19 protein-coding genes are annotated in these 23,810 nt (G+C 73.4%); 5 read left to right on the forward strand and 14 right to left on the reverse strand.

Features of this window, described 5'->3' with window-relative positions:
* Positions 1-28: 28 nt before the first annotated feature.
* Positions 29-100 (reverse strand): putative leader peptide, encoded by a 72-nt coding sequence (locus tag ABZ454_RS04280; RefSeq protein ID WP_356316515.1) that lies wholly within the window; start codon positions 98-100, stop codon positions 29-31.
* Positions 101-200: 100 nt separating this feature from the next.
* Positions 201-1,406, reverse strand: coding sequence for an ROK family transcriptional regulator (locus ABZ454_RS04285; protein ID WP_359536000.1), 1,206 nt, complete (start codon positions 1,404-1,406; stop codon positions 201-203).
* A gap of 563 nt (positions 1,407-1,969) precedes the next feature.
* On the opposite strand from ABZ454_RS04285, the gene ABZ454_RS04290 reads away from it, so the two are divergent.
* Entirely contained in the window at positions 1,970-2,935 is a 966-nt protein-coding gene (locus ABZ454_RS04290; protein WP_359536001.1) for a TauD/TfdA family dioxygenase, read from the forward strand.
* Positions 2,932-4,407, forward strand: a complete 1,476-nt coding sequence (locus ABZ454_RS04295) for a sulfatase-like hydrolase/transferase (RefSeq protein WP_359536002.1) — start codon at positions 2,932-2,934, stop codon at positions 4,405-4,407. The genes ABZ454_RS04290 and ABZ454_RS04295 overlap by 4 nt, the downstream gene beginning before the upstream one ends.
* A 61-nt stretch (positions 4,408-4,468) precedes the next feature.
* On the opposite strand, the gene ABZ454_RS04300 is transcribed toward ABZ454_RS04295, so the two are convergent.
* From ABZ454_RS04300 to ABZ454_RS04340, 9 genes are all read right to left on the reverse strand, one after another.
* Positions 4,469-5,698: an MFS transporter gene (locus ABZ454_RS04300; protein ID WP_359536003.1), complete on the reverse strand. Its 1,230-nt coding sequence runs from the start codon at positions 5,696-5,698 to the stop codon at positions 4,469-4,471.
* 80 nt (positions 5,699-5,778) lie between these two features.
* A complete protein-coding gene (locus ABZ454_RS04305; protein WP_359536004.1) occupies positions 5,779-7,203 on the reverse strand; it encodes a LysR family transcriptional regulator in 1,425 nt (474 codons plus the stop codon).
* Positions 7,204-7,227: 24 nt separating this feature from the next.
* The gene (locus ABZ454_RS04310) at positions 7,228-8,403 is read right to left on the reverse strand and encodes a 4-hydroxybenzoate 3-monooxygenase (RefSeq protein ID WP_359536005.1); all 1,176 of its coding nucleotides are present in this window, start codon (positions 8,401-8,403) and stop codon (positions 7,228-7,230) included.
* A 3-nt stretch (positions 8,404-8,406) separates the two neighbouring features.
* Positions 8,407-9,600 (reverse strand): 4-carboxymuconolactone decarboxylase, encoded by a 1,194-nt coding sequence (pcaC, locus tag ABZ454_RS04315; protein WP_359536006.1) that lies wholly within the window; start codon positions 9,598-9,600, stop codon positions 8,407-8,409.
* 154 nt (positions 9,601-9,754) lie between these two features.
* Positions 9,755-11,188 carry a 3-carboxy-cis,cis-muconate cycloisomerase gene (gene pcaB, locus ABZ454_RS04320; RefSeq protein ID WP_359536007.1) on the reverse strand — a complete coding sequence of 478 codons (1,434 nt, stop codon included), beginning with the start codon at positions 11,186-11,188 and terminating at the stop codon, positions 9,755-9,757.
* A complete protein-coding gene (gene pcaG / locus ABZ454_RS04325) occupies positions 11,175-11,780 on the reverse strand; it encodes a protocatechuate 3,4-dioxygenase subunit alpha (protein ID WP_356324147.1) in 606 nt (201 codons plus the stop codon). The genes pcaB and pcaG overlap by 14 nt, the downstream gene beginning before the upstream one ends.
* Positions 11,780-12,577 carry a protocatechuate 3,4-dioxygenase subunit beta gene (gene pcaH, locus ABZ454_RS04330; protein ID WP_359536008.1) on the reverse strand — a complete coding sequence of 266 codons (798 nt, stop codon included), beginning with the start codon at positions 12,575-12,577 and terminating at the stop codon, positions 11,780-11,782. The genes pcaG and pcaH overlap by 1 nt, the downstream gene beginning before the upstream one ends.
* Before the next feature lie 117 nt (positions 12,578-12,694).
* Positions 12,695-13,342, reverse strand: a complete 648-nt coding sequence (locus ABZ454_RS04335; RefSeq protein WP_356324151.1) for a CoA transferase subunit B — start codon at positions 13,340-13,342, stop codon at positions 12,695-12,697.
* Positions 13,339-14,124 carry a CoA transferase subunit A gene (locus ABZ454_RS04340; RefSeq protein WP_356324153.1) on the reverse strand — a complete coding sequence of 262 codons (786 nt, stop codon included), beginning with the start codon at positions 14,122-14,124 and terminating at the stop codon, positions 13,339-13,341. The genes ABZ454_RS04335 and ABZ454_RS04340 overlap by 4 nt, the downstream gene beginning before the upstream one ends.
* A 265-nt stretch (positions 14,125-14,389) precedes the next feature.
* Between ABZ454_RS04340 and ABZ454_RS04345 the strand changes: the two genes are divergently transcribed.
* The 3 genes from ABZ454_RS04345 to ABZ454_RS04355 all read left to right on the forward strand — a co-directional run bounded on the left by ABZ454_RS04345 (position 14,390) and on the right by ABZ454_RS04355 (position 19,769).
* Positions 14,390-16,057, forward strand: coding sequence for an IclR family transcriptional regulator C-terminal domain-containing protein (locus tag ABZ454_RS04345; protein WP_359536009.1), 1,668 nt, complete (start codon positions 14,390-14,392; stop codon positions 16,055-16,057).
* 322 nt (positions 16,058-16,379) lie between these two features.
* Positions 16,380-18,014 (forward strand): ribosomal protection-like ABC-F family protein, encoded by a 1,635-nt coding sequence (abc-f, locus tag ABZ454_RS04350; RefSeq protein ID WP_359536010.1) that lies wholly within the window; start codon positions 16,380-16,382, stop codon positions 18,012-18,014.
* Positions 18,015-18,092: 78 nt separating this feature from the next.
* Positions 18,093-19,769, forward strand: a complete 1,677-nt coding sequence (locus tag ABZ454_RS04355) for an ABC-F family ATP-binding cassette domain-containing protein (RefSeq protein ID WP_359536011.1) — start codon at positions 18,093-18,095, stop codon at positions 19,767-19,769.
* Here the strand turns inward: ABZ454_RS04355 and ABZ454_RS04360 are convergent.
* The 3 genes from ABZ454_RS04360 to ABZ454_RS04370 all read right to left on the reverse strand — a co-directional run bounded on the left by ABZ454_RS04360 (position 19,764) and on the right by ABZ454_RS04370 (position 23,750).
* Positions 19,764-21,941: an alpha-galactosidase gene (locus tag ABZ454_RS04360; protein WP_359536012.1), complete on the reverse strand. Its 2,178-nt coding sequence runs from the start codon at positions 21,939-21,941 to the stop codon at positions 19,764-19,766. The two genes, ABZ454_RS04355 and ABZ454_RS04360, sit on opposite strands and share 6 nt — an antisense overlap.
* 62 nt (positions 21,942-22,003) lie before the next feature.
* Positions 22,004-22,771 carry an NPP1 family protein gene (locus tag ABZ454_RS04365; protein ID WP_359536013.1) on the reverse strand — a complete coding sequence of 256 codons (768 nt, stop codon included), beginning with the start codon at positions 22,769-22,771 and terminating at the stop codon, positions 22,004-22,006.
* Between the two features lie 109 nt (positions 22,772-22,880).
* On the reverse strand, positions 22,881-23,750 hold the full coding sequence (locus tag ABZ454_RS04370; protein WP_359536014.1) for an SMI1/KNR4 family protein: 870 nt from the start codon (positions 23,748-23,750) through the stop codon (positions 22,881-22,883).
* Between the last annotated feature and the right edge of the window lie 60 nt (positions 23,751-23,810).

Raw genomic sequence — 23,810 nt, forward strand, 5'->3', positions numbered from 1 at the left:
GGACGGGCCCGTGGAAGAAACGGTCCGGTCAGTCGCGAACGGCACAGACCGCGCTGGCCTGTCGACAGAGGTCGACGTGCCTGCGGGAGATGAGGCGCATGTCCGGGTTCACGGGAGCAATATGACAGTGGCGTCGCCGGACGGTCAACCCGGTCTGTCCGGATCCTGGTACGGAGCCTCCGTCTGCCCCGGGAGAGGTGCTAGCTCCGTGACGCCGTCAGCGGGCTCCTGAACAGCGGGTTCAGCAGGATGGTGCCCGCGGCGACGGGGGTGACGGCCGTCCCGGCATGTGGGCTGACGATCCGTTCGGGGTCCCCGCAGACGTGGGAGTGGTCCACCGCCGCTCCCCGGATCTCCTCCAGGTAGTCCGGATTGACCAGACTGGAGTGCTCCGTGACCACGACCAGGTCCGGGTTGAGGACGTCCAGGAGCAGGGCCGTCGCGCGGCCGACCGCACGGGCCCGCTCTCGCAGCAGCCGGTCCGCGCGCCGGTCCCCGGCCGCCGCGGCGTCCACCACCAGGAAGGCGTCCGGCTCGGGCACGATCCCGCGGCGCACGGCGGTCTGTGCGACGGCCGTGTTCGAAGCGGTCGCCTCCAGGCAGCCGGACCGTCCGCAGGGGCAGGTGGCCGTGGAGTCCGGGACGGGCAGGTGGGCCACGTCGCCGGCTCCGGACCCCGGCCCCTGGTGGACCACGCCGGCGATGCCGAGGGCGGCGTCGACCACGTTGCCGATGAAGAGGTGGACCAGGCTCCGGCGTGCGGCGGGCCGGCCGAAGAGGATCTCGGACTGGGCGACGGCCCTGGCGTGGTTGTCGATCCGCACGTCGAGTCCGCCCAGGCCACGGGCGAGTTCGGCGGCGAGGGGCCGCTGGTGCCAGCCGAGCGCGTCATGGCGCACGGCGGTCCCCGTGGCCGGGTCCACCCAGCCTCCGAGGGCCGCGCCCACACCCAGCAGGCGCCGTCCGCGAGCGACGTCGTCGAGGAACGCGCGCAGTCCCTGGACGATCCGGAGCGACAGGTCCCCGGGCGCTATGCCGTCGTGCGGAAGGGCGCGACGCGCCAGCAGCCTTCCGCGCAGGTCCAGCAGGCCGAACGTCGAACCGGGTACACCGATGTGGACCCCCGCCGCGACCGGCCCGCCGCTCTCCCCGGTGTGCAGATCGACCGGGATCTGGGGTCTGCCGACTCCGCTGCCGGCCACCAGCTGCGGCAACTCCCTGATCAGGCCGAGCCCTAGGAGGTCGGTGCACTGGCGGGACACCGCCGCCGGGCTCAGCCCCGAGCGATCGGCGATCGTCCGGCGGGCTACCGGTCCGTGGTCGAGAACGGTGCGCAGCACCGTGGCGGCGTTGGCCTCGCGCCGGCCGTCACCGGTCGCCCGGAACACGTGGGGGGCAGCTGTCATGGGTCCTTCCTCAGGTTTTCTGCGATCTGCGGGCGGTCGCAACGTTACGGCGGCATGAATTCGTCCCCGGGTTCGCACCCGGCGCCGGGGCGGGATGGCCGGCCTCCGGGGCCGGCAGGAGAACCCGCAGTTCAGAGGCGGTTCGGACGCCCCGCCCCGGAGACAACGCGAGCCCCGCGCAGGCGCCGATTGAACCACTGCCCGGCACCCTTCGGGGTACATGAGCGCGCTTGACGTACGCGGCGGGGCGCTGCGAGTCTCCGGGACATGTTCGCGACGGCCGTCACCGATGCGCGGCCCGCCCGCGCCGGCCGCACCGCGATGCCGCCCGCGTGTCCGGGCCCCTGTCCCACCGCCTGACCCGGCTCCCCCCGCCCGGCACTTCGCACAGCTCTCCGACCACACCTTCGGACGGCTCTCCACCCCCACCTCCGCTTACGGACGGCACCCCGTCCCTCGGTGGCCACGCCACACCTCTATTACTTCCGCTCCCAAATTAATCAGGGCGTCGACCGCACCACGATCGGCCGGCGCACCAGCCTGTCCTTCGAAAGGGATCTGCCATGACTTCCACCACCACCGCGCCCGCTCCCGCCGTTACCGTCCAGAAGCTCGGCGGTCGCATCGGCGCCGTCATCTCCGGGGTCCGCCTCGGCGGGGACCTCGCCCCCGAGACCGTCGCGGCCGTCCGGGCCGCGTTGCTGGCCCACAAGGTCGTCTTCTTCCGGGGCCAGGACCATCTGGACGAGGACAGTCACGAGGCGTTCGGGCGGCTGCTCGGCACGCCGGTCGCCCACCCGACCGTTCCGTCCGCCGACGGCCGTTACTCGCTCGGCATCGACTCCGACCACGGCGGCCGGGCCAACCAGTGGCACACCGACGTCACGTTCGTCCCCGCCTACCCGGCCTTCTCCATCCTGCGCGCCGTCGTCATCCCGCCGTACGGCGGCAACACCCTGTGGTCCAACACCGCCGCCGCGTACGCCGAACTGCCCGAGCAGCTCCGCGTCCTGGCCGACAGCCTGCGGGCCGTCCACTCCAACGACTACGACTACGTCGCCGTGCGGCCGAACGCCCGCCCGGAGGCGCTCGCCAAGTACCAGGAGGTCTTCACCTCGACGAAGTTCCTCACCGAACACCCGGTGGTCCGCGTCCACCCCGAGACCGGCGAACGGGTGCTGCTCCTCGGCAACTTCGTCCAGCGGATCAGCGGTCTGACCGGCCGCGACTCCCGGGCCCTGGTCGACCTGTTCCAGTCCCACATCGAGCGCCCGGAGAACACGGTCCGCTGGAACTGGCAGGTGGGCGACGTCGCCATCTGGGACAACCGCGCCACCCAGCACTACGGCGTGGACGACTCCGACACCCACGAGCGCAAGCTGCGCCGCGTCACCATCGACGGCGACGTGCCGGTCGGCACCGACGGCCGCTCCTCCACGCTCATCAGCCCCGAGGCGGTACCCGACCCGTCCTTCGGTATCGCTTCCGGCGCCTCGACGGCCTCGGTCGCGGAGACCGCGGGCGCATGAGCGGGTCCATCCCGTACGGTGAGGCCTCTGTCCCGGCGGGCGGCGCCACCGCGTCGCCCGCCGGGGCGCCCCCGCAGGTGATCGTGGTCCTCACCGACCAGCAGCGCTGGGACACGGCCGGCGTGCACGGCAACCGGGCGGGGGTAACCCCGGAGTTCGACCGGATCGCCCGCGAGGGCACCCTGTTCGAGCACGCGATCACCTCCAATCCGGTCTGCGCACCGGCCCGTTCGGCTCTGCAGACCGGCCGCTTCCCGACCGCCACGGGCGTCTTCCGCAACGGTCTGCCCCTTCCACGGGACGTGCCCACGCTGGCCGGGGAGTTCGCCGCGGCCGGCTATGCGACGGGGTACATCGGCAAGTGGCACCTGGCGGGTGAGGACCAGCCGGACGGCCCGGTGGAGCCCGGCCGCCGGGGCGGTTACGAACGGTGGCTCGCCTCGGACCGGCTCGAGTTCACCTCGGACGCGTACCGCACGGTGGTGCACGACGAGGAGGGGGCCGCTGTCCGCCTGCCGGGCTACCGCTCGGACGCCCTGGTCGACGCGGCGATCCGTTTCGTGGCCGACCACCACGACCGGCCGTACCTGCTGTTCCTCTCCCTGCTGGAGCCGCACCACCAGAACCCGACCGACGACTACCCCGCTCCGGCGGGCTACCGCGAGCGCTACGAGGGCGCCTGGCTGCCACCGGACCTGGCCGCGCTCGCACCGGGCGCGCCGCAAGGCGGTGCGCACCGTCATCTGGCCGGCTACCTCGGGCAGATCAAGCGCGTCGACGAAGGGGTGGGGCGCCTGCGCGACGCCCTGCGGAGCATCGGGACGCAGGAGAACACGGTCCTGGCCTGGACAGCGGATCACGGTTCCCATTTCCGCACCCGGAACAGCGAGTACAAGCGCTCGGCCCATGAGGCGTCCGTCCGTGTTCCGCTCGCGCTCACCGGACCCGGCTTCACCGGCGGCGGGCTGGTCCGCCGGCCCGTCGGCACGGTGGACCTGATGCCCACCCTGCTCGCGGCCGCGGGACTTCCGGTGCCCGATGGCGTCCAGGGGCGGTCCCTGCTCCCGCTCACCGGCGGGGGCCGTGACCCCGGCCGGCCCGGCTCCGCGTTCGTCCAGATCAGTGAGGACCGGGTGGGGCGCGCGGTACGCACCTCGCGGTGGAAGTACGTGGTGGACGCGCCGGGCGCCGACGCCTGGAACGAACCCGGCGCGGACCGCTACACGGAGACGGAGCTGTACGACCTGGCGGCCGACCCGTACGAGCTGGACAACCTCGCCGGGCTGGAGTCGCACCGCGAGGTCGCCGATGAACTGCGCGAGGAACTGCTGGACTGGCTGGAGCGGATCGAGGACGCGAAGCCCGGGATCGACCGGGCGGCCGCACGCCCGTCCGGTCAGCGGCGCGCGGAGCCGTTTCCGGCCGGTGTGCCGTGGGAGGGGGTGCGGTTCGGCCACCGCCCGCGCCCCTGAGCACACCGGCCTTCGCTGACGTCGTCGCGCAGGGCGGGTGCATCCCGCTCGGATCCGTGACTCAGACAGCCTGCGCGGCGGCCGGTGCGGGAGCGGGTTCCTGCCGCGTCCCCGCCGCCCATCGTGCCGCCGGCCCGAGTGCGTACGACGCGGCGAGGACCGTTCCGCCGAGCAGCAGCCAGCCCACGGTGCCCCGTCCGAGCAGCAGCCCGGTGAGCACGAGGGGCCCGAGCGTGCGCGCGACGGTCACGCCGGTGCCGAAGAAGCCCTGGTACTCACCGACGCGCCCCGTCGGTGCCAGGTCGAAGGAGAGCTGCCAGGAGCCGGCCGAGTGCAGCATCTCGGCGGCGACCAGCAGCACGGAGCCGCCGGCCAGGGCCGCCACCGCGGCCCACGGGGAGTCCACCGCCGACATGGCGAGGACGACGCAGGTGAGGACCATGAGTGCGCCGGACCGGCGGAGGGCGCGCACCGCCGTGGGAATGCCGCGCACAGCGCGCGCGGTTCGGACCTGGAAGAGCATCACGGCCCCGGTGTTGAGCACGAAGAGCGCGGAGACCAGCCATTCGGGAGCCTCGGTCCGCTCGGTGATCCACAGCGGCAGGCCGACGCTGAGCAGCGGCATGCGCAGGAGCAGCACGGTGTTGAGGAGCGTGACGACGGCGTAGGGCCGGTCCCGGAGCACCGCGAGTTTCACCTTCCGGCCCCCGGGCGCCCCCGGGACGGCCGGCAGACGTAGCAGGACGAGTGCGCAGAGCAGGAAGCTCGCGGCGTCGACGGCGAAGACCGCCAGGTACGCCGCCGTGGTCCCGGCCGACAGGGCGACGCCGCCGAGCGCGGCGCCCACGGCGAGCCCCGCGTTGAGCGTCGACTGGAGGTGGGCGAGCGCACCGGTGCGCTCCTTCGTCGCGACGAGGCCCGCCAGCAGCGCCTGACGGGCGGCGGCGAGGCCCGACTGCGCCGTGGCGTACAGACAGGCCGCCGCGAGGAACAGCGCGAAGTCCCGTACGACGAGGAAGGACGCGACGGCGAGGCCCGTCGTCAGAGCGAGCAGCACCGCAGTCCCCCGGGGGCCCCGGCGGTCCGCGATGCGGCCCAGGGACACCCCCGCGACGGAGCCGACCGCCCAGGCCACGGTGAGGCCGAGCCCCATCCTGCCGGGGGCGAGGCCGACCACATGGGTGAAGTAGAGGGCTGAGGTGACGTAGTACGCGCCGTCGCCGACGGAGTTGCTCAACTGGGCCAGGGAGAGCGTGCGTTGAGGACCGGCCGGGGGCAGAAGGTTCGGCATGGCGTTGACGCTACGCAAGGAGCGGCTCACCCGTGTGGGGCATTCAGGCACCGTGGGAGTGGGCCACTTCAGCCGTCCCCTCAGTCGGAGAAGTGCCGGCGCAGGTGATGGTCGAAGAAGCGCTCGACGAGGCCGGAGGTGAGCACCCCCGGCCGGGCCGGGGTCCGCTCGCCGCACCGGGTGGTGTGCACGGTCGTGGGCAGGGGCGGCGTCCGCTCAAGGGCGTCGGTGTTGAAGAACCCGTGTCCGGCGCCGTGGACCGACACCAGGGTCGCCTCGCTGCCCGCACCGTGCAGGGCCTCGAACAGCCGTCGGCTCTGTTTCGGCCCTACCAGGAGGTCCGCGTCTCCGTGCAGGATGAGGAAGGGCGCCGCCGGCCCGCTGACATGGCTCACCGGGCTCGCGTGGGCCGCGAGTCCCGGACGGTCCGTCGTCGGTCCGCCGAGCAGCCCCCAGGGCGGGGACGCCGGATCGATGTCGTTGACGACCCCGCCGGGCAGGCGATCCTCGTCCATGTGGCGGAGGTCCGTGGGGCCGTAACCGTCCACGACCGCCTGCACCTCGCTGGAGTACCCGGCGTGGCCGCCGTCCCCCTCCCCCGCCGGGTCGCCGCCGGTCAGTGCGAGCAGGGCGGCCAGGTGCCCACCGGCCGAGCTTCCCCACACGCCGACGCGTTCCGCGTCCAGCCCTCGGTGCTGCGCCACCGACCGCAGATAGCGCACGGCGGCTTTCACATCGTGCAGTTGGGCAGGCCAGAGCGCCGTGCGGCTCGACCGGTACTCGACGTCCGCCATGGCGTAGCCGCGCTGGGCGAAGAGCCGTCCCAGATGCGGGCCCATGCCCCGCGCGGCCCGCTGCCACCCGCCGCCGGGCAGCCAGACGATGACGGGACGCGGACCGGGCACGCCCTCGGGCAGGTACAGGTCCAGCCTCAGTCCGCCTCCGGTCGCGGGCTCGGAGAAGACCAGGTCGCGCAGCACCGTCACGGGCGGTGCGGGCGCCGTCGGCCCCGGCGGCGAGGTCGAGGCGAGGCCCTCGACGTAGGTCTGCATGAGGGTCGCGCTGCGGCCGCGCTGCTCCGCGTCGGCCCGGTCGTCGGCTCGCGTGCGCGCGTTCACGCTCCCTCCCACCGCTGGCCCGGGGCCGGAACGTTCCGGTAGCGGGTGAACGCCTGGCGCATCCGGTCCGGGGAGGACCGAGCCGATGCGGCTCCCGACGACGCGTACGACCGCCCCGCCTGCCCGCCGCTCCTGCGCCCAGGACACGACCTCGTCGAGCGCCGTGATGGAGCGGTGGGCCATCGGCAGCAGTTCGCGACCCAGCTCCGTGAGTTCGACGTGGCGCGCGTCGCGGCGGAACAGCGGTGCGCCGAACCTCCTCTCCAGCGCGGCGATCTGCTGGCTCAGCGACGGGGCGGAGATGTGCAGGCGCTGCGCGGCACGGGCGAAATGGAGCTCGTGTGCCACGGCGGCGAAGTACCGCAGTTGCTGGACCGTGAGATCCACGGAGATCCTCCTGGGGGCCCGGCCCTATGGCAGGGGCAGGCCCGCGTAGTTCTGGGCGAGTTCTGCGGCGGCGTGCGACGAGGCGGCGATCCTGTCCAGTCGCGCGATCTGCAGCCGGGTGTCGAAGGCGCTCTGCTCCGGGTCGGTGTGCAGGGCGGTGGTCATGAAGTACGAGAAGTGCTCGGCCCGCCACACCCGGCTCAGGCAGGTGTCGGAGTAGGCGTCCAGCAGGTCGGGCGACCCGGTCGTGTGCCGGCGGACCAGGGCGCGGGCCAGCACGACGACATCGGCCGCCGCCAGGTTGAGCCCCTTCGCCCCGGTGGGCGGGACGATGTGGGCGGCGTCTCCCGCGAGCAGCACCCGGCCGTACCGCATGGGCTCGGTGACGGAACTGCGCATCGGCAGAACGGACTTCGCCGTGATGGAGCCGCGCCGCAGCTTCCAGTCCCCGTCGACGGCGAACCGGGCGTCGAGTTCGTCCCAGATCCGCTCGTCGGACCAGTCGGCGGGGTCGGTGCCGTTGGGCACCTGGAGGTAGAGCCGGCTGACCTCGGGCGACCGCATGCTGTGCAGGGCGAATCCGCGCGGCGAGTGGGCGTAGATCAGTTCGTCGCAGGACGGCGGTACGTCGGCCAGGATCCCCAGCCAGGAGTAGGGGTACACGCGGTCGTACGTGCGCTGCACCCCGGCCGGGATCGCGGTCCGGGCGACGCCGTGGAAGCCGTCGCAGCCCACCACGTAGTCGCAGGTGAGCACCTCGTCGCGGCCGTCGTGGGTGTAGTGGACGGCCGGCCGGCCGGTGTCGGCGCCCTCGACCGAGGTGACGTGCGCGCCGAAGAGCAGCGGCGCGCCCTCGGCCAGGTGCAGGGCTATGAGGTCCTTGACGACTTCGGTCTGGGCGTAGACCCACACCCGGCGGCCGCCGGTGAGCGAGGGGAAGTCGATCCGGTGGGCGCGGCCGTCCCAGCGCAGCTCGATGCCGTCGTGCACCAAACCCTCGGCGTCGAGGCGCTGGGCGGCGCCGGCCTCGCGGAGCGCGTCGACGGTGGGCTGTTCGAGGATGCCGGCCCGCTGACGCCGCTCGACGTACGCGCGGTCGCGGCTCTCCAGGACCACGCAGTCGACACCCGCGCGGTGCAGCAGCCGGGCGAGCAGAAGTCCCGCCGGTCCGCCGCCGATGATCCCTACGGTCGTGTGCATGGACTACTTCTCCTCTGCGGGGTGGGTGATTTCGGCGAGGATCCGGTCCGCCGCCGCGAACGCGGCGTTGGCCGCCGGGACTCCGCAGTAGACGGCTGCCTGCAGCAGGACCTCCTGGACGTCCTCGGGGGTGAGGTCGCCGCTGACGAGCGCCGCCCGCAGGTGCATGGCCAGTTCTTCGTGGTGGCCGCGGGCCACCAGGGCGGTGAGGGTGAGGCAGCGGCGGGTCCGGTGGTCGAGACCCGGCCGGGTCCACACCTCGCCCCAGGCGTAGCGGGTGATGAAGTCCTGGAAGACGGCGGTGAAGGGCGTGGTCCTGGCGACGGCCCGGTCGACGTGCGCGTCACCGAGGACGGCGCGGCGTACGGCCAGACCGGCGGTGTGGCGGGACGCGTCGTCGGGGAGGGCCGCGAAGTGGTTCAGCAGCGCGGCCCGTACGGGCGCGGGCCGCTCCACGTTGGCCAGGTGCGAGGCGCCGGGAAGTTCGACCAGCGTCGCGCCGGGGATGGCGTCGGCGAGTTCGCGGGCGTGGGCGACCGGGGTCGCGGGGTCCTCGCGGCCGGCCACGACGAGCGTGGGGGCGGTGATGCCTCCCAGTTCGCCGCGCAGGTCGTATGCGGCGAGGGCTTCGCACAGCGACGCGTACGCGTGGGGGTCGACGTCGTGCAGGTCCGCCAGGACGGCACGGGCCGCGGGGCTGTCGGCGAAGTCCGCGGTGAACCAGCGGGCCGCGGCCGTGCGGGCCACCGGGCCTGTCCCCTCGGCCCGTACGAGGGCGGCGCGCTCGTGCCAGGCCCGGGGTTCGCCGAAGCGCGCCGAGGAGCACACGAGTGCGAGCGAGGTGATCCGGTCGGGGTGGTGGACGGCCAGCCAGGTCCCGACCGCGCCGCCCAGGGAGATGCCCGCGTACGCGAACCGCTCGATGCCGAGGGCGTCGGCGAGGCGGAGCACCTCTCGGGCCAGCTCCGCTATCCCACTGCCCGCGGGGAGGAGGCCGCCGGGCGTGCCGCCGTGGCCGGGCAGTTCCCAGCGGACGACGCGGTGGTCCCGGGCCAGCGCGGCGGTCTGGCCGTCCCAGACGGACAGTGCGGTGCCGAGGGAGGGGCCGAGGAGGAGCGGTGTGCCGGAGAGGGGGCCGTCCACCTGGTGGTGGAGAAGGCGTGCGGCCGGGGCGGCGGAGGAGTGCGGGGTGGTCATGGGGCTCCTGAACCGGACGGTGCCGGTGGTGAGGGGGCCGGTGGCGGGGGTTGATGGGTGAGGGGTGTCTGTCAGCGGGTTCCGGGAGCGCGTGGTCGGGGCACTGCCGCCGGGCACCCGGTGCGTGCCGGGATCGTGCTGTCGCGCGTGCGCCTCAGTCCGGGCCTCTTCGCTCTTCACCGCGGCGCAGCGCGCGGTCGACGAGGAGGCCGGCCGATCCGGTGTAGGCGGAGGGGTCGGTGAGGGCCCTCAGCTCGTCGGGCCGCACGACACCCGCCAGTGCGGGGTCCTGCGCCAGCGCTTCGTGGAGGTGCGTGCCCTCGCGGGACGCGCGGGCGGCGCCCTCGGTCACCGCCGTGCGGGCCTCGGCCCGTCCGATCCTGGCCGAGAGGACGGCGAGGAGCCGTTCGCTGACGATCAGTCCGCCCGTCGCGTCGAGGTTCTCGCGCATGCGCCCGGGGTGGACGCGCAGCCCTTCGACCAGGGTGGCCGCCGCGTCGGCGGCTCCCCCCACCGTGCGCAGCGCCTCCCGCAGGGGCTGCCATTCGGCGTGCCACGCGCCGGGCGGGCGTTCGTCCTCGGCGGCGAGTGACGCGTACAGGATTCCGGCGAGCGCGGGGACCTGACGGGCGGCCCCCGCGATCAGGACGGCGCGGGCCGGATTGGTCTTGTGCGGCATCGCCGATGATCCTCCGCCGGTGCTTTCGGAGACCTCGCGGATCTCGGTGCGGGAGAGGACGAGGACGTCCGCGGCGAGTTTGCCGAGTGCTCCGGCGGTGAAGGCCAGCGCTCCCCCGAGGTCGGCGACCGGCGTGCGCAGGGTGTGCCAGGGCAGTGCGGGTGCGGCCAGTCCGGTCGCGGTGGCGTACGCCTCGACGAGGCTCAGGCCGGTGTCCCCCGCCTGTCTCGCTGACCCTTCGCACGGCCCCGCGTCCGGGTTCCCGGACTGCGCGAAGGCCGAGAAGGCCGCCAATGTACCGGCCGCGCCGCCCAGTTGGGCCGGGAGTGCGGCCCGTACCGCCGCCAGCCGGTCGCGGGCGTCGAGGACCAGGCCGCGCCAGCCCGCCGCCTTGAGGCCGAAGGTCGTCGGCACGGCGTGCTGGGTGAGGGTGCGGCCCGCCATGGGTGTGTCGCGGTGCTCGGCGGCGGTGAGCGCCAGGGCGGCGGCGGAGCGGTCGAGGTCGGCCAGGATCAGGCGCAGGGATTCGGACGCCACCAGCATGGCGGCGGTGTCGAGGATGTCCTGGCTGGTCGCGCCCCGATGGACGTGGGCAGCGGCCCGGGGGGACCGTTCGGCTACGGCGGCCGTCAGGTCGGCGGCCAGCGGGATGACCGGGTTGCCGCCCGTACGGGCCCGCAGCGCCAGGGAGCGCGGGTCGAACCGGGTCGCGTCGGCCGCGGCCGACGCGACGGCGTCCGCCGCGCCGGCCGGGGCGTGGCCCAGGGATTCCTGGGCGCGGACGAGCGCCGTCTCGGCGTCGAGCAGGGCGCGTACGTACGCCGTGTCGCCCGTCGCGTCCTCGACCGCCGTTCCGGCGCGGACCGGTGCCAGCAGGCCGACGTCCGCCGCCACGTCAGCCGAAGTCAAGGAAGACCGTCTCCTCATGTACGCCGTCGTACTGCAGACGGATGTCGAATCGGTGGATGCCGGTGTCCTCCGGCGTGGTGAGGAGCGTGGCCCTGCGCTCCTCGGGAAGCCCCGCGAGCAGCCGGTCCTCGGCGAGGCCGGTGGCGTCGTGCAGATAGGCGCGGGTGTGCAGGTGGTGCGTCAGACCGCGGGCGAAGAGGGCGATCGCGAGGTAGGGGGCCCCGCCCGGCGGCAGCGTCGTCACGGTGTAGTGCCCGTCGGCATCCGTCGCCACCCGGCCGAAGCCGGTGAAGCCGAGTCCGTGGCGGCCGATGACCGCCCCGGTGACGGGGTCGCGGCGCAGGGATCCGGGCGCCCCGCGCCGGGAGCCGTCGGGTGCGGGCTGCCACACCTCGACGAGGGCGTCGGGCACCGGTTCGCCGGCTCCGTCGAGGACATGGCCGTGCAGGACCACGGTGCCGGGCCGGTCCGCCGGGGCGATGTCGCCGCCGCCCGCGAACGGCAGGGCGTATCCGTAGAAGGGCCCGACGGTCTGGGACGGGGTGGGCTGCGGTCGCCCCGGAGCGGCGGGGGCGGGTACGGCGGCGGACATCAGCGGCCCTCCTCGGTCCAGGTGGCGGACGGGCCGTCCAGAACGATGTCCCAGCGGTAGCCCAACGACCACTCGGGGGTGGACAGTTCATGGTCGTACGCCGCGACGAGACGACCGCGGGCTTCATCGTCGGTGACGGACTGGAGGATCGGGTCGTACGCGAAGAGCGGGTCGCCCGGGAAGTACATCTGGGTGATCAGACGCTGCGTGAACGCGGCGCCGAACAGCGAGAAGTGGATGTGTGCGGGGCGCCAGGCGTTGGTGTGGTTGCGCCAGGGGTAGGCGCCCGGCTTGACGGTGACGAAGGAGTACGTGCCCTGCTCGTCGGTCAGGCAACGGCCCACGCCGGTGAAGTTCGGGTCGAGCGGGGCGGGGTGCTGGTCGCGCAGGTGGGCGTAGCGGCCGGATGCGTTGGCCTGCCAGATCTCGACGAGCTGGCCGCGCACGGGACGGCCCGCCCGGTCGAGGACGCGTCCGGTGACCGTGATCCGCTCCCCCAGCGGTTCACCGTGATGCTGTCGCGTCAGGTCGTGGTCGAGTTCGGTGATGTCGGTGACGCCGAAGACGGGACCGGACAGCTCGACGGCCTCCGGGTCGGCGCCCACGGGGATCAGTGGCCGCTTCGGGTGCCGCAGGGTGCTGCTGCGATAGGGGGCGTAGTCGCGGGCGGGGTGCGCGCGCGCGGGTGCGCCCGCGGCGAGTGCCTTGGCGTAGGCCTGGCGCGCCGCGGTGATCTCGGCGGTGACGTCGGCCTGGTCCGGTGGGCGGGGGGCGGCCTGGGCGGATGGGGTGGTCATGGGTGGGAGCGCTTCCTTTCCGGTACGGGGGAGGTGGCCCGCCGGTCGGCCGGGTGCGGTGCGACCGCGTACGGGCCGGGGATCACAGCGTGCTTCCCCGGACGACGGGGACGGGGCTCACGGCGTGGCCCCTCGGGCGACGCGGACCGGGGCGGCGGTCCGGGCCAGCACCTCGGCGACGTCGACACCCGGTGCGGTCTCGGCCAGGACGAGCCCGGCGGGGGTCACGTCGAGCACGGCCAGATCCGTGATGATCCGGTGGACACAGGCCCGGCCGGTGAGCGGCAGGGTGCATTCCTCGACGATCTTCGGGCTGCCGTCCTTGGCGGTGTGGGTCATCGTCACGATGACCCGGCGGGCTCCGTGGACGAGGTCCATGGCCCCGCCGATGCCGGTCACCAGCTTGCCCGGGACGGCCCAGTTGGCGAGGTCGCCGCCGGCGGACACCTGCATGGCGCCGAGCACGGCCGTGTCGATGTGGCCGCCGCGGATCATGCCGAAGGAGAGGGCGGAGTCGAAGAACGAGGCCCCGGGCAGGACGGTGACCGTCTCCTTGCCGGCGTTGATGAGGTCGGGATCGACGTCCTCGTCGTACGGGAAGGGGCCGGTGCCCAGGATGCCGTTCTCCGATTCGAGGACGACGTGCACGCCGTCGGGCAGGTGGTTGGGGATCAGCGTCGGCAGGCCGATGCCCAGGTTGACGTACTCGCCGTCGCGGAGTTCGGCGGCCGCGCGGGCGGCCATCTCCTGGCGGTTCCAGCTCATCGGTGACCGTCCTCGTCAGGGTGGGGCCGTGGTGTCACGGTGCGCTGCTCGATCCGCTTGTCGGCGGCCTGCTCGGGGGTCAGCGCGACCACGCGCCGCACGAAGATGCCGGGCAGGTGCACGTGGTCGGGGTCGATCTCGCCGGGCTCGACCAGTTCCTCGACCTCCGCGATCGTGAGGCGGCCCGCCATGGCGGCGAGCGGGTTGAAGTTGCGGGACGCCTTGTTGAAGACGAGGTTCCCGTGCCGGTCGCCCCTGGCCGCCCTGACGAGGGCGAAGTCGGTGCGGATGCCGCGCTCCAGGACGTGAGGGGTGCCGTCGAAGTCGCGTACTTCCTTGGCCGGCGAGGTGATCGCGACGCCGCCGTTCCCGTCGTAGCGCCAGGGCATCCCGCCGTCGGCGACCAGGGTGCCGACGCCGGCCGGGGTGTAGAACGCGGGTATGCCCGCTCCGCCGGCGCGCAGGCGCTCGGCGAGGGTGCCCTGCGGGATGAGTTCGAGCTCCAGCTCGCCGGCCAGGTACTGGCGGCCGAACTCCTTGTTGCCGCCGATGTACGAGCCGGTGACCCGGCTGATCCGGCCGGCGGCCAGCAGGACCGCGAGCCCGGAGTCCTGCGCGCCGCAGTTGTTGGACACGACCCGCAGGTCCCGGGTCCCCCGTTCGTGGAGGGCTGCGATCAGTGCGTCGGGGACGCCGCTGAGTCCGAAGCCGCCCACCGCGACGGAGGCGCCGTGCGGCACGTCGGCCACGGCGAGCGCGGCGGAGGCGACCACCTTGTCCATGGGACCGTTCCTCACTTGCTCGAAGAGCGTGTTCGCAGAGTTGTGTGTTCGCGTAAACGCGTGTGCGCGGAGGCGTGTGCTCGCGTAGGTATGTGTTTGCGGAGATGCGTGTTCGCATAGTGAAGTTTCTTTCACTATTCTTGCCACGGAGTCTGCCGCCCGCCCGGAGCCCTGTCAACGGTCGGCGCCCCACCACCGCCGTGCGGCCCGCCGCTCGGCGGCCGGCGTTCATTACTGTGGTCCCACGACGCACGACGGAGAGCCGATGCCACCGCCCCACACGCTTCAGCAGACCGAGACGCCGGCGCCGGCCGAAGCCGTCGCCCCGCTCATGCGCGGCATCACGGTCCTGCGCCGGCTCACCGACGAGGGCGGGACGATGAGTCCCAGCGCCATCGAGCGCGCCACCGGCCTGGCCCGGTCCACCGTCGACCGGATCACCGCGACCCTGGCCCGCATGGAGTACGTACGGGTGGACGGCCGCGACATCACGCTCGCCCCGCGCCTGATGGAACTGGGCAATGCCTGCCTCTCCGCCCTCCGTCTTCCCTCGCTGCTCGGCCGGCGCGCCGACGCGCTGGCCGACGAGCTCGACGAGTCGGTGTCCCTCGCGGTCGGCGACGGCGACGGCATCCGCTTCGTCCATCAGGCCACCCGGCGCCGCGCGATGTCGCTGAGCTTCCGCATCGGTGACCTGCTGCCCGCCGAACGCACCGCCCCCGGACCGCTGTTGGCCGCCGGCTGGGACGCACGGGCGTGGCAGCGGTGGCGGGAGCGCCGGGCCGCGGACCCGGAGGGCCTGACCTTCCCCGCCGTGCCCGTGCGCCCGTCCCCGGACGAGGAGGAGTTCGCCGTCCGCGCGGAGCGGGCACGCCACGACGGCTGGGCCCTGGACGATCAGTTGATCGAGCCCGGTCTCGTCGCCCTGGCCGTGCCGGTGCACTCCCCCGAGGGCGACGTGGCCTGCCTCGTGAGCGTCGTGAGCCACACCAGCCGGCACACCGCGGCCTCCCTGCGCGACACCGTGCTGCCCAGGGCGCTGGCGGCCGCCGCGGCCATGGAGGAGGACCTCCGGCAGGCACCGCCCGCCGCCCCTGCGGACTCCCCCACCGCGTCGGCCTCCTGGACCCGCGCGTCCAAGCAGGAGCTGGGCCGCGAGTTCAACGAGTCGCTCGCCCGCGGTCTGAGCGTGCTGGCCACCTTCGGCGAGGGCCGGGACGCGCTGACGCTGACCGATGTCGCCCGGGCCACCGGGCTGGCCAGGGCGACCGCCCGGCGGGCCCTGATCACCCTGGAGCACCTCGGTTACGTCGTCACCGAGGGCCGGATCCATCGCCTCACCCCGCGCGTGCTGGCCCTCGGCTACCCCCCTTTGTCCCGCGCGACGCTGCCCCAGATCGCCCAGCCCCACCTTGCCGCTCTGACCGGACAGGTCCAGGACTCGGCCTCACTCGCGGTCCTCGTGGGAGACGACGTCCAGTACACCGGCCGCGTGGCGACCCGGCGCATCATGAACGTCAACATCACGGTCGGCACGCGCTTTCCCGCGCACGCGACCTCCCTGGGCCGCGTGCTGCTCGCGGCCCTGCCGCCGGCGGAGCGGGCGGCCCGCCTCGCCCGCACGGAGCCGCACGCCCTGACCCCGTACACCGTCACCGGCCCCGACGAGCTCCGGGCCGTCCTGGACCGTGCCCGGGCGGACGGTTACGCGTTGGTCGACGAGGAACTGGAGGTGGGACTGCGTTCGGTCGCCGTCCCCGTCCACGACCGCCGGGGCACCGCCGTGGCGGCCGTCAACGTGGCCATGCACAGCAGCAGCCGCACCCTGCAGGAGTGCGTCACCGACGTGCTGCCCCGCCTGCGTGCGACGGCCGGGCGCATCGAGGCCGACCTGCACATCACCGAACGGTACGTCCGGGTCCCGGCGATGTGACGCGGCCGGCCGGACGTCCGCACCGCCGAGCCGTGGCGACTCCCGCCGGGAGACACGGAGCGCACCCGCCCCTGCGCTCCGGCGCGGGCCGCCTCCGCACGCCGCACCGCTCGTTTGCTAAGATCGTCACGCCGTTCAGCGTGTACCGAGGAGACCAGACATGGCAGGCGACGACGACATCTCCGGGTGATACCCGGATCTGACCGGCCACCGCGGGCGCCCAGGGGCGCCACCGCAGTGGCCATGTCGTTGTTCCCTTCTCAGCCACTCCTCCGGGGCGGCAGTCCGTGCCGACCCCGGATTCACACGCGAGGTCTCCCGTATGTCCGACGCTTCCCTCATCTGCTCGAACCTCTCCTTCTCCTGGCCCGACGACACCCCCGTCTTCACCGGCCTGTCCTTCACCGTGGGCGCAGGCCGGACGGGCCTCGTCGCACCGAACGGGTCCGGCAAGAGCACCCTGCTCAAGCTGATCGCCGGGGAGCTCCGTCCCGCCACCGGCTCCGTGTCGGTGGGCGGCACACTCGGCTACCTCCCGCAGAGCCTGCCGCTGACCGGCGACCTGTCGGTGGCCGAGGTCCTGGGCGTCGACGCGGTGATCCGCGCCCTGGACGCCGTCGAGTCCGGCGACGTCGCCGAGGACCACTTCGCGGTCATCGGCGACGACTGGGACATCGAGGAGCGCACCCGCGCCCAACTGGACCGGCTCGGGCTGGAGGGCCTCTCCCTCGACCGCCGCATCGGCACGCTCAGCGGCGGCCAGGTCGTGTCGCTCGGACTGGCCGCCCAGTTGCTGAAGCGCCCCGACGTGCTCCTGCTCGACGAGCCGACCAACAACCTGGACATCGACGCGCGCCGGACGCTCCACGACACCCTGGAGGCGTGGAACGGGGCCCTGCTGCTCGTCAGCCACGACCGCGCGCTGCTCGACCGCATGGACCGCATCGCCGAACTCCACCCAGATGAACTGCGCCTGTACGGAGGTAACTTCACGGCCTACGAGGAGTCCGTGCGGGCCGAGCAGGACGTGGCCGAGAAGAACGTCCGCAACGCCGAACAGGAGCTGAAGCGGGAGAAGCGGGAGCTGCAGCAGGCCCGTGAGCGGGCCGAGCGCCGCGCGAGCAACGCGGCCCGCAACCTCAAGAGCGCGGGTCTGCCGCGCATCTTCGCCGGGAACATGAAGCGGGGCGCCCAGGAGTCCGCGGGCCGGGCCGGTCAGACGCATGCCGCACGGGTCGGCGACGCCAAGGCGCGGCTGGACGAGGCGGGCCGCGCGGTGCGCGACGAACAGCGCATCACACTCGACCTCCCGGACACCGACGTCCCGGCCGGGCGCACCGTGCTGCTCGGTGAACGGCTCCAGGTACGCCACGGAGACCGCGAGCAGTTCACCGCCCCGGGCGTGGACCTGACGATCCGCGGCCCCGAGCGCATCGCGCTCACCGGGCCCAACGGTGCGGGCAAGAGCACGCTGTTGCGGGTGATCAACGGCGATCTCCCCCTGGACGGCGGCGAGATCAGGCGGGCCGACGGCCGGATCGCGTACCTCTCGCAGCGCCTCGATCTGCTCGACCTCGACCGCACGGTGGCGGAGAACTTCGCCGCGTTCGCCCCGCACCGTACGGAGGCGGAGCGGATGAACCTGCTCGCGCGCTTCCTCTTCCGCGGCGACCGGGCCCACCTGCCCGTCGGTGTGCTGTCGGGCGGAGAACGGCTGCGGGCCACCCTGGCCTGCGTCCTGTGTGCGGAGCCGGCCCCTCAGCTGCTCCTGCTGGACGAGCCGACCAACAACCTCGACCTCGTCAGCGCCGACCAGCTGGAGAGCGCGCTGGGCTCCTACCGGGGGGCGTTCGTGGTCGTCAGCCACGACGAGCGCTTCCTCCGGCGGATCGGGGTGGACCGGTGGCTGAGGCTGGCCGACGGGCAGTTGGTGGAGAGCGGAGCGCCGCAGACGTGACGCGCTGACGTGCCGTCCTGGCCCGCGCCCGAGGCCGAGCGCCCGGCGGGCCGAGAACCGACCACGTTGGAGGCAGTCATGAGCAACCCCACACCCCCGCCCGCCCTGCTCGCACACGATCTCGTCCGCGCCTTCGGTGCGCGGCGGGTACTGGACGGAGTGTCACTGACCGCGTCGCCCGGCCACCGCATCGGCCTGATCGGGGAGAACGGAGTCGGGAAGTCGACTCTGCTGCGCCTCCTGGCCGGGACTGACGAACCGGACTCCGGCCATGTGACCCGGCCCGCCGATGTGGGCTTCCTGCACCAGGAGATGGCGTTCGACGCCGGTTCGACGATCGCCGACGTACTGGACGACGCCCTCAGGGAGGCCCGGGCGGACCTGGCGGAGCTCGACCGGCTCTCCGCGCTGCTCGCCCGCACCCCGCAGAGTGCCCCGGACCACACCGCGCTCCTGGAGGCGTACGGCGTGCGGCTCCAACAGGCCGAGGATCGCGAGACGTGGGACGCCGACCGACGCGCCGCGGTCCTGCTCACCGGGCTCGGCCTCGCGGCGCTGGCGCACGGCCGGACGCTCGGCTCGCTCTCGGGAGGGCAACGCGGCCGCCTCGCGCTCGCCGCGCTCCTGGTGCGGCGGCCCTCGGCCCTGCTGCTGGACGAGCCGACCAACCACCTCGACGACGAGGCCGCCGCGTTCGCGGAGGAGCAACTGCGCGGCATGCCGGGGCCCGTGGTGATCGCCAGCCACGACCGGGCCTTCCTGGAGGCCGTCTGCACGGACCTGGTCGACCTCGATCCGGCCGTCGACGGCCCCGTACGGTACGGCGGCGGCTACAGCGCCTATCTGGCCGGGAAGCGGGCCGAACGGGCGCGCTGGGAACGGCGCTACACCGAGGAGCAGCAGGAACTGGAGGCGCTGCGGCGCTCGGCCGATGTGACCGCGCGCATGGTCGCGCCGGACCGGGCACCGCGCGACAACGAGAAGATGGGGTACGGCGTACGGGCCGGCCGCGTGCAGAGCCAGATCGCGCGCCGGGTCCGCAACGCCTCCCGCCGGCTGGAGGAACTGGAGCGCGACCGGATCGCTGAGCCGCCCGCGCCGCTGCGGTTCCGGTACACCTCGCTGGCCGGGCCGGCGGAGGAAGGCACCCTCGTGTCCCTGCGCGCTCTGCGTGTTCCGGGCCGCCTGGCCGTGGACCGCCTCGACGTCACAGCGGGCGAACGCCTGCTGGTCACGGGCGGCAACGGCGCGGGGAAGTCGACGCTCCTCGCGGTGCTCGCCGGGGGTCGCGCGGCCGAACGGCTCCCCGTCGAGGGAGAGGTGGACCGGCGTCCGGGGCTGACGGTGGGGGCCCTCACCCAGGACACGGAGTTCGCCCGGCCGGACCGTACCGTCCGGGAGACCTACGAGAAGGCGCTCGGCTTCGCACGGGCCGAGGAGGTGCCGCTGGTCTCGCTCGGACTGATCCACGAGGGAGACCTGGACAAGCCGGTGGGACAGGTGTCGGTGGGCCAGCGCCGCAGGCTCGCCCTGGCCGTGCTGACGGCGCGCCCGCCGCAGCTCCTGCTGCTGGACGAGCCCACGAACCACCTGTCCCCGCGTCTGTGCGACGAACTGGAGGAGGCCCTGGGGACGGGCCCCGGAGCCATCGTGCTCGCCAGCCACGACCGCTGGCTGCGGCGGCGGTGGCGGGGCCGGGAACTCCGCCTGTTCCCGGAGGAGGAGCACCAGGACCTCCCGGTTCCCGGACTATGAGGCGGCGGCCTCGATCAGCAGCGCCTGCCCCGGGTTGAGCGTCGGCATGGGCAGCCCCGCCCGGGTCAGTACCGTGCCGGCCATCGGTACCCAGCCCTCGACCGCGGCCCGGTACCAGGCGGGGGCGAGGGTCTGGTGCATGGAGGGCAGCCCGGCCTCCGTCCGGATGCGGACCCGGTAGGGCCGGCCGGGGGCCAGGCCGGGGAGGCGGACGCGGCCCGACTGAGCCGGCACGGAGGTCTCCGTCCGCGCCCAGCAGTACAGCGCCGCACCGGCGTCCGGCGCGACGACTCCGTGCAGGTACGTCGCGTCGTCGCCGAGGTCCGCCCTGACGACCCGTCCACCGTGCAGCAGCCCCCGTACCTCCTTGTACAGCGCCGCCCACCGGGTCAGCACGTCCCGCTCCGCGGGGGTGCGCGCCGTCAGGTCGTCCTCGATGCCGGCGTGTCCGAACAGGGCGGTGATCAGGCGGAACGAGTCGTCGGCGACCCGGCCCGTCGTGTGGCTGCGCGGGCCCCCGACATGGGTGCCCACGAGTTCCGGCGGCAGCAGCTGCCCCGTCCAGCGCTGGATGGACTGGCGCTCCACCGGGTCGTTGCAGTCCGAGGCCCACACCCGGTCCGTGCGGGCGAGGACGCCGAGGTCGACGCGTCCGCCCCCGCTGGAGCACGATTCGATCTCCAGGCCTTGCCGGCGGGACCTGAGCGTGTCCATCAGCCGGTACAGGGCCCGCGTCTGGGCGTGCACCCCCGGCCGGTCACCGCCGGGCGCGCCGCGGTGGACCGCCTCGTGCAGTTCCCGGTTGTGGTCCCACTTCAGGTAGTCGATGCGGTACGCGGCGACGAGGGTGTCCAGCGCCTCCAGCAGATACGCGAACGCCTCCTCGTGGGCCACGTTGAGCACGTACTGGTGGCGGGAGCTCGGCCCCAGGCCCGCGGACGGGCCGAGGATCCACTCCGGGTGCTCCTGTGCGAGGCGGGAGCGGAGGTTCACCATCTCCGGTTCCACCCAGAGGCCGAACTGCATGCCGTGGGCGTGCACCCGGTCCGCGAGCGGGGTCAGCCCCTGGGGCCACATCCGCGGGTCGGCCGTCCAGTCGCCGAGCCCGGCCGTGTCGTCGCGCCGGCCGAGGAACCAGCCGTCGTCCAGGACGAGGCGCTCCACGCCGACCGCGGCGGCGGCGTCGGCCAGGGCGAGGAGCCGTTCGGGCCGGTGGTCGAAGTAGACGGCCTCCCAGGTGTTCAGGGTCAGCGGACGCGGCGACGAGGGGTGCCCGGGACGGGATCGGAGCATCGTGTGGAAGCGTCCCGCGAGACCGTCCAGACCGTCGGCGGACCAGGCGAAGAAGCACTCCGGCGAGGTGTAGCTGTCGCCGGGGGTGAGCCGGATCTCGCCGGGTGACAGCAGTTCGCCCCCGCCGAGGACGCCGCCGTGCACTCCGGCCCCCTCGGGCAGCCGCTCGGCGAGCCAGCGCTGGTTGCCGCTCCAGCCGACGTGCAGGGCCCAGACCTCGCCCGTACGGAAGCCGAATCCGGGCACGCCGACCGTCAGCAGATAGGGCGCGTCCAGGCCGGGCCGCCCCCGGCGGACCTCACGGACGTGGCCGGCGAAGGCGAGCGGCCCCCGCTGCGGGGAGCGTTCGCGGCACCATTTGCCGGTGAAGTCCAGGATCTCCTGGGCGCGGTGCGGCAGGGGGAGCAGGGTGGTGGTGGAGGCGAGGTCGTACGGGGCGGCCCCGGGGGCGTCGGCCGGGGAGGACAGCCGGGTGCGCACACCGAGGACACCGGACGGGTCGAGCCGGTAGGTGAGGGTGAGGTCGAGCCCGGCGTCGGTGTCCCGCAGGGTGATGACGAGCGCGTCCGGGCTCTCCTCGGCTCCGGTCATCACGACGCGGGGCGTGGTGGCCGTCCCGGCCCGGTGGCCCTCGTGGGCGGGGGTGCCCGACCAGCCCTCGGCCTGGGTGGGCCAGACCGTGAACTGCCGTGGCTCGTCGAGTGCGCAGTGGAGCGAGGCGGCGTCCGCCGACAGCGCCAGGGACGCGAGAGCGTCGTCGGTAAGCTCCCCGAGGTCCTCGCCCCAGTGCAGGACACGGGGCAGTGGGGTGCGGAGTTCGACGACGAAACTCACGCCTGCCGCACGCAGGTGTGCGATCCGGGTGGTGCTGCGCGTCATACGTTGGTGTCCTCTCGGAACCGGGGGGCGGCGATTCGCCTCGCCGCCCCCTTCGTGGCCGGTCAGGCGTAGGGGTCGAAGGGGATCCCGGCGGGCTTCGCCTTGGCCAGGTGGCCGGCGAAGTTGCCGTCCTTGAGACCGAAGACGGCGCTGCCGAAGTCGGCCTGCACCAGCTTCTCCCGGATGCCGGCGGGGTAGCCGTTCCAGCCGACCAGATCGGGGAACTGCCACTGGTGGTAGTGGTTCTCCGGCGGCTCGTCGCCGGTGGTCGCGCGGCGGAAGCAGTGGGTTCCGATTCCGTCCTTGTGGTAGACGACCTTGGGGTGCGTGCCGTCCCACAGCATCCCGTCGCGGCCGTACACCTGGAAGTCGCCGTGGGCGGAGGTGGACACGTACTTCGCCTCGTTGTCCTGCACCCACACCACGACGTGCTCCCAGTCGTGACGGTGCCCGCCGAGACCGCTTCCGGCGACGGCCTGGTCCTTCTCGAAGTAGAGGCCGTACATGATGGCGCACCAGCCGTTGTTGCACAGGGAGCGTGCGTAGCCGTTGGTGTTGTCCAGGTCCCAGGCGTCGTGGCAACTGCCGTTGACGGCGCCCGTGGTGTTCAGGCCGGGAGCCACGGCCCCGTCGGCGCCGATGGCGGGTGTCGGGTAGCAGCCGTCGCCGTCGTAGTCGAAGGCGGGCTGGAACGTCTGCTCCAGCGCGTCCGCGTTCGCGGGCAGCGCGCCCGGCACGGCCGCGAAGGCGCTGCCGGACGCGCCGACGACCAGGACCGCCGCGGCGGCCAGGGGGAATAACGCCTTACGGAGTCGTCCTGTGTTCTTCACTGCTTCCTCCTGGTTCACGCCTGCCGGACACAGCCATGCCATGGCATGCCCATGTCCAAGCTCACGGAACCCCCGCCGGACCCGGCGACGGCCGCCCCGGCGACGACGCTCACGCGTAGTCCATGAAGCAGTGGGCGGCTATGCGGTGCGTGGGATAGCCGAGCCGCTCGTCCGTGAGCAGGCGCACGAGGAACTCGCCCATACCGGACTCGTGTCGCTCCCAGGTGTCGAAGTCCGTACGCACGAGTACGGTCCAGTCGTCCGGATCGGGCGCACCCGTCTGCCAGACGAAATCGAGTTCCTGCTCCGACGTTCCCCAGCGCAGGATGCCTCCCGGTGCCGGGAAGACGGAATGGGGCCGCCAGAGGTCGCGGGCGTGGACCGCGTCCCCGGTGGCCCACTCCACGAGGTCCAGGCCGCGCACCCCGGGGACGAGCAGTTCGAGGTACGTGTCGAAGCTTCCGTACCCGAACAGGTCGACGATCTCCTTGTAGTCGCCCGGCAGCCGTGTGCCCAGGGCCTGTTCGGCGGCCTGCCAGTCGACCGGCGTACGGGGAGGCGGCTCCCAGCCCGTGAGCAGGCGCAGCCTCTCGGGCCACGAGGCACCCTCAGGGATTCCCTCCGCGGCCGGGTCCGCCCGGTCGGCGATCACGACGAGCGCATGCTCCCGTCCGGCGCGGACCACCCGGGCGCAGCCGATCCAGTCGTTCCAGTGCGGCCACGCACGCATCTCCAGCAGCTCCGTGCCGAAGGCCTCGACGAGCGGCTGTCCGGTCCGCGCGTCGAGCGGCTCCACCCTTCGGCCGTCGTCGATCAGCGTCCGGGGCGTCCCCGCTCTGCCGGAGATCCCGTCGACGAGTTCATGGAGATCCGTCCCGTCCGGCACGTCCAGGATGACGGCCGGACGGGGCGCGGGAGCGGGCCCGAGCACGGGACGGAGGTGCTGCCAGACCGTGTTGACGAATGAGGGTTCGACCATGACCCGCAGTCAACCGCATCCCTCTGACATCCGCCTCAGTCCAGCACTTCCCTCGTCAAC

The organism is Streptomyces sp. NPDC005803, from assembly GCF_040630435.1.
Classification (GTDB): domain Bacteria; phylum Actinomycetota; class Actinomycetes; order Streptomycetales; family Streptomycetaceae; genus Streptomyces.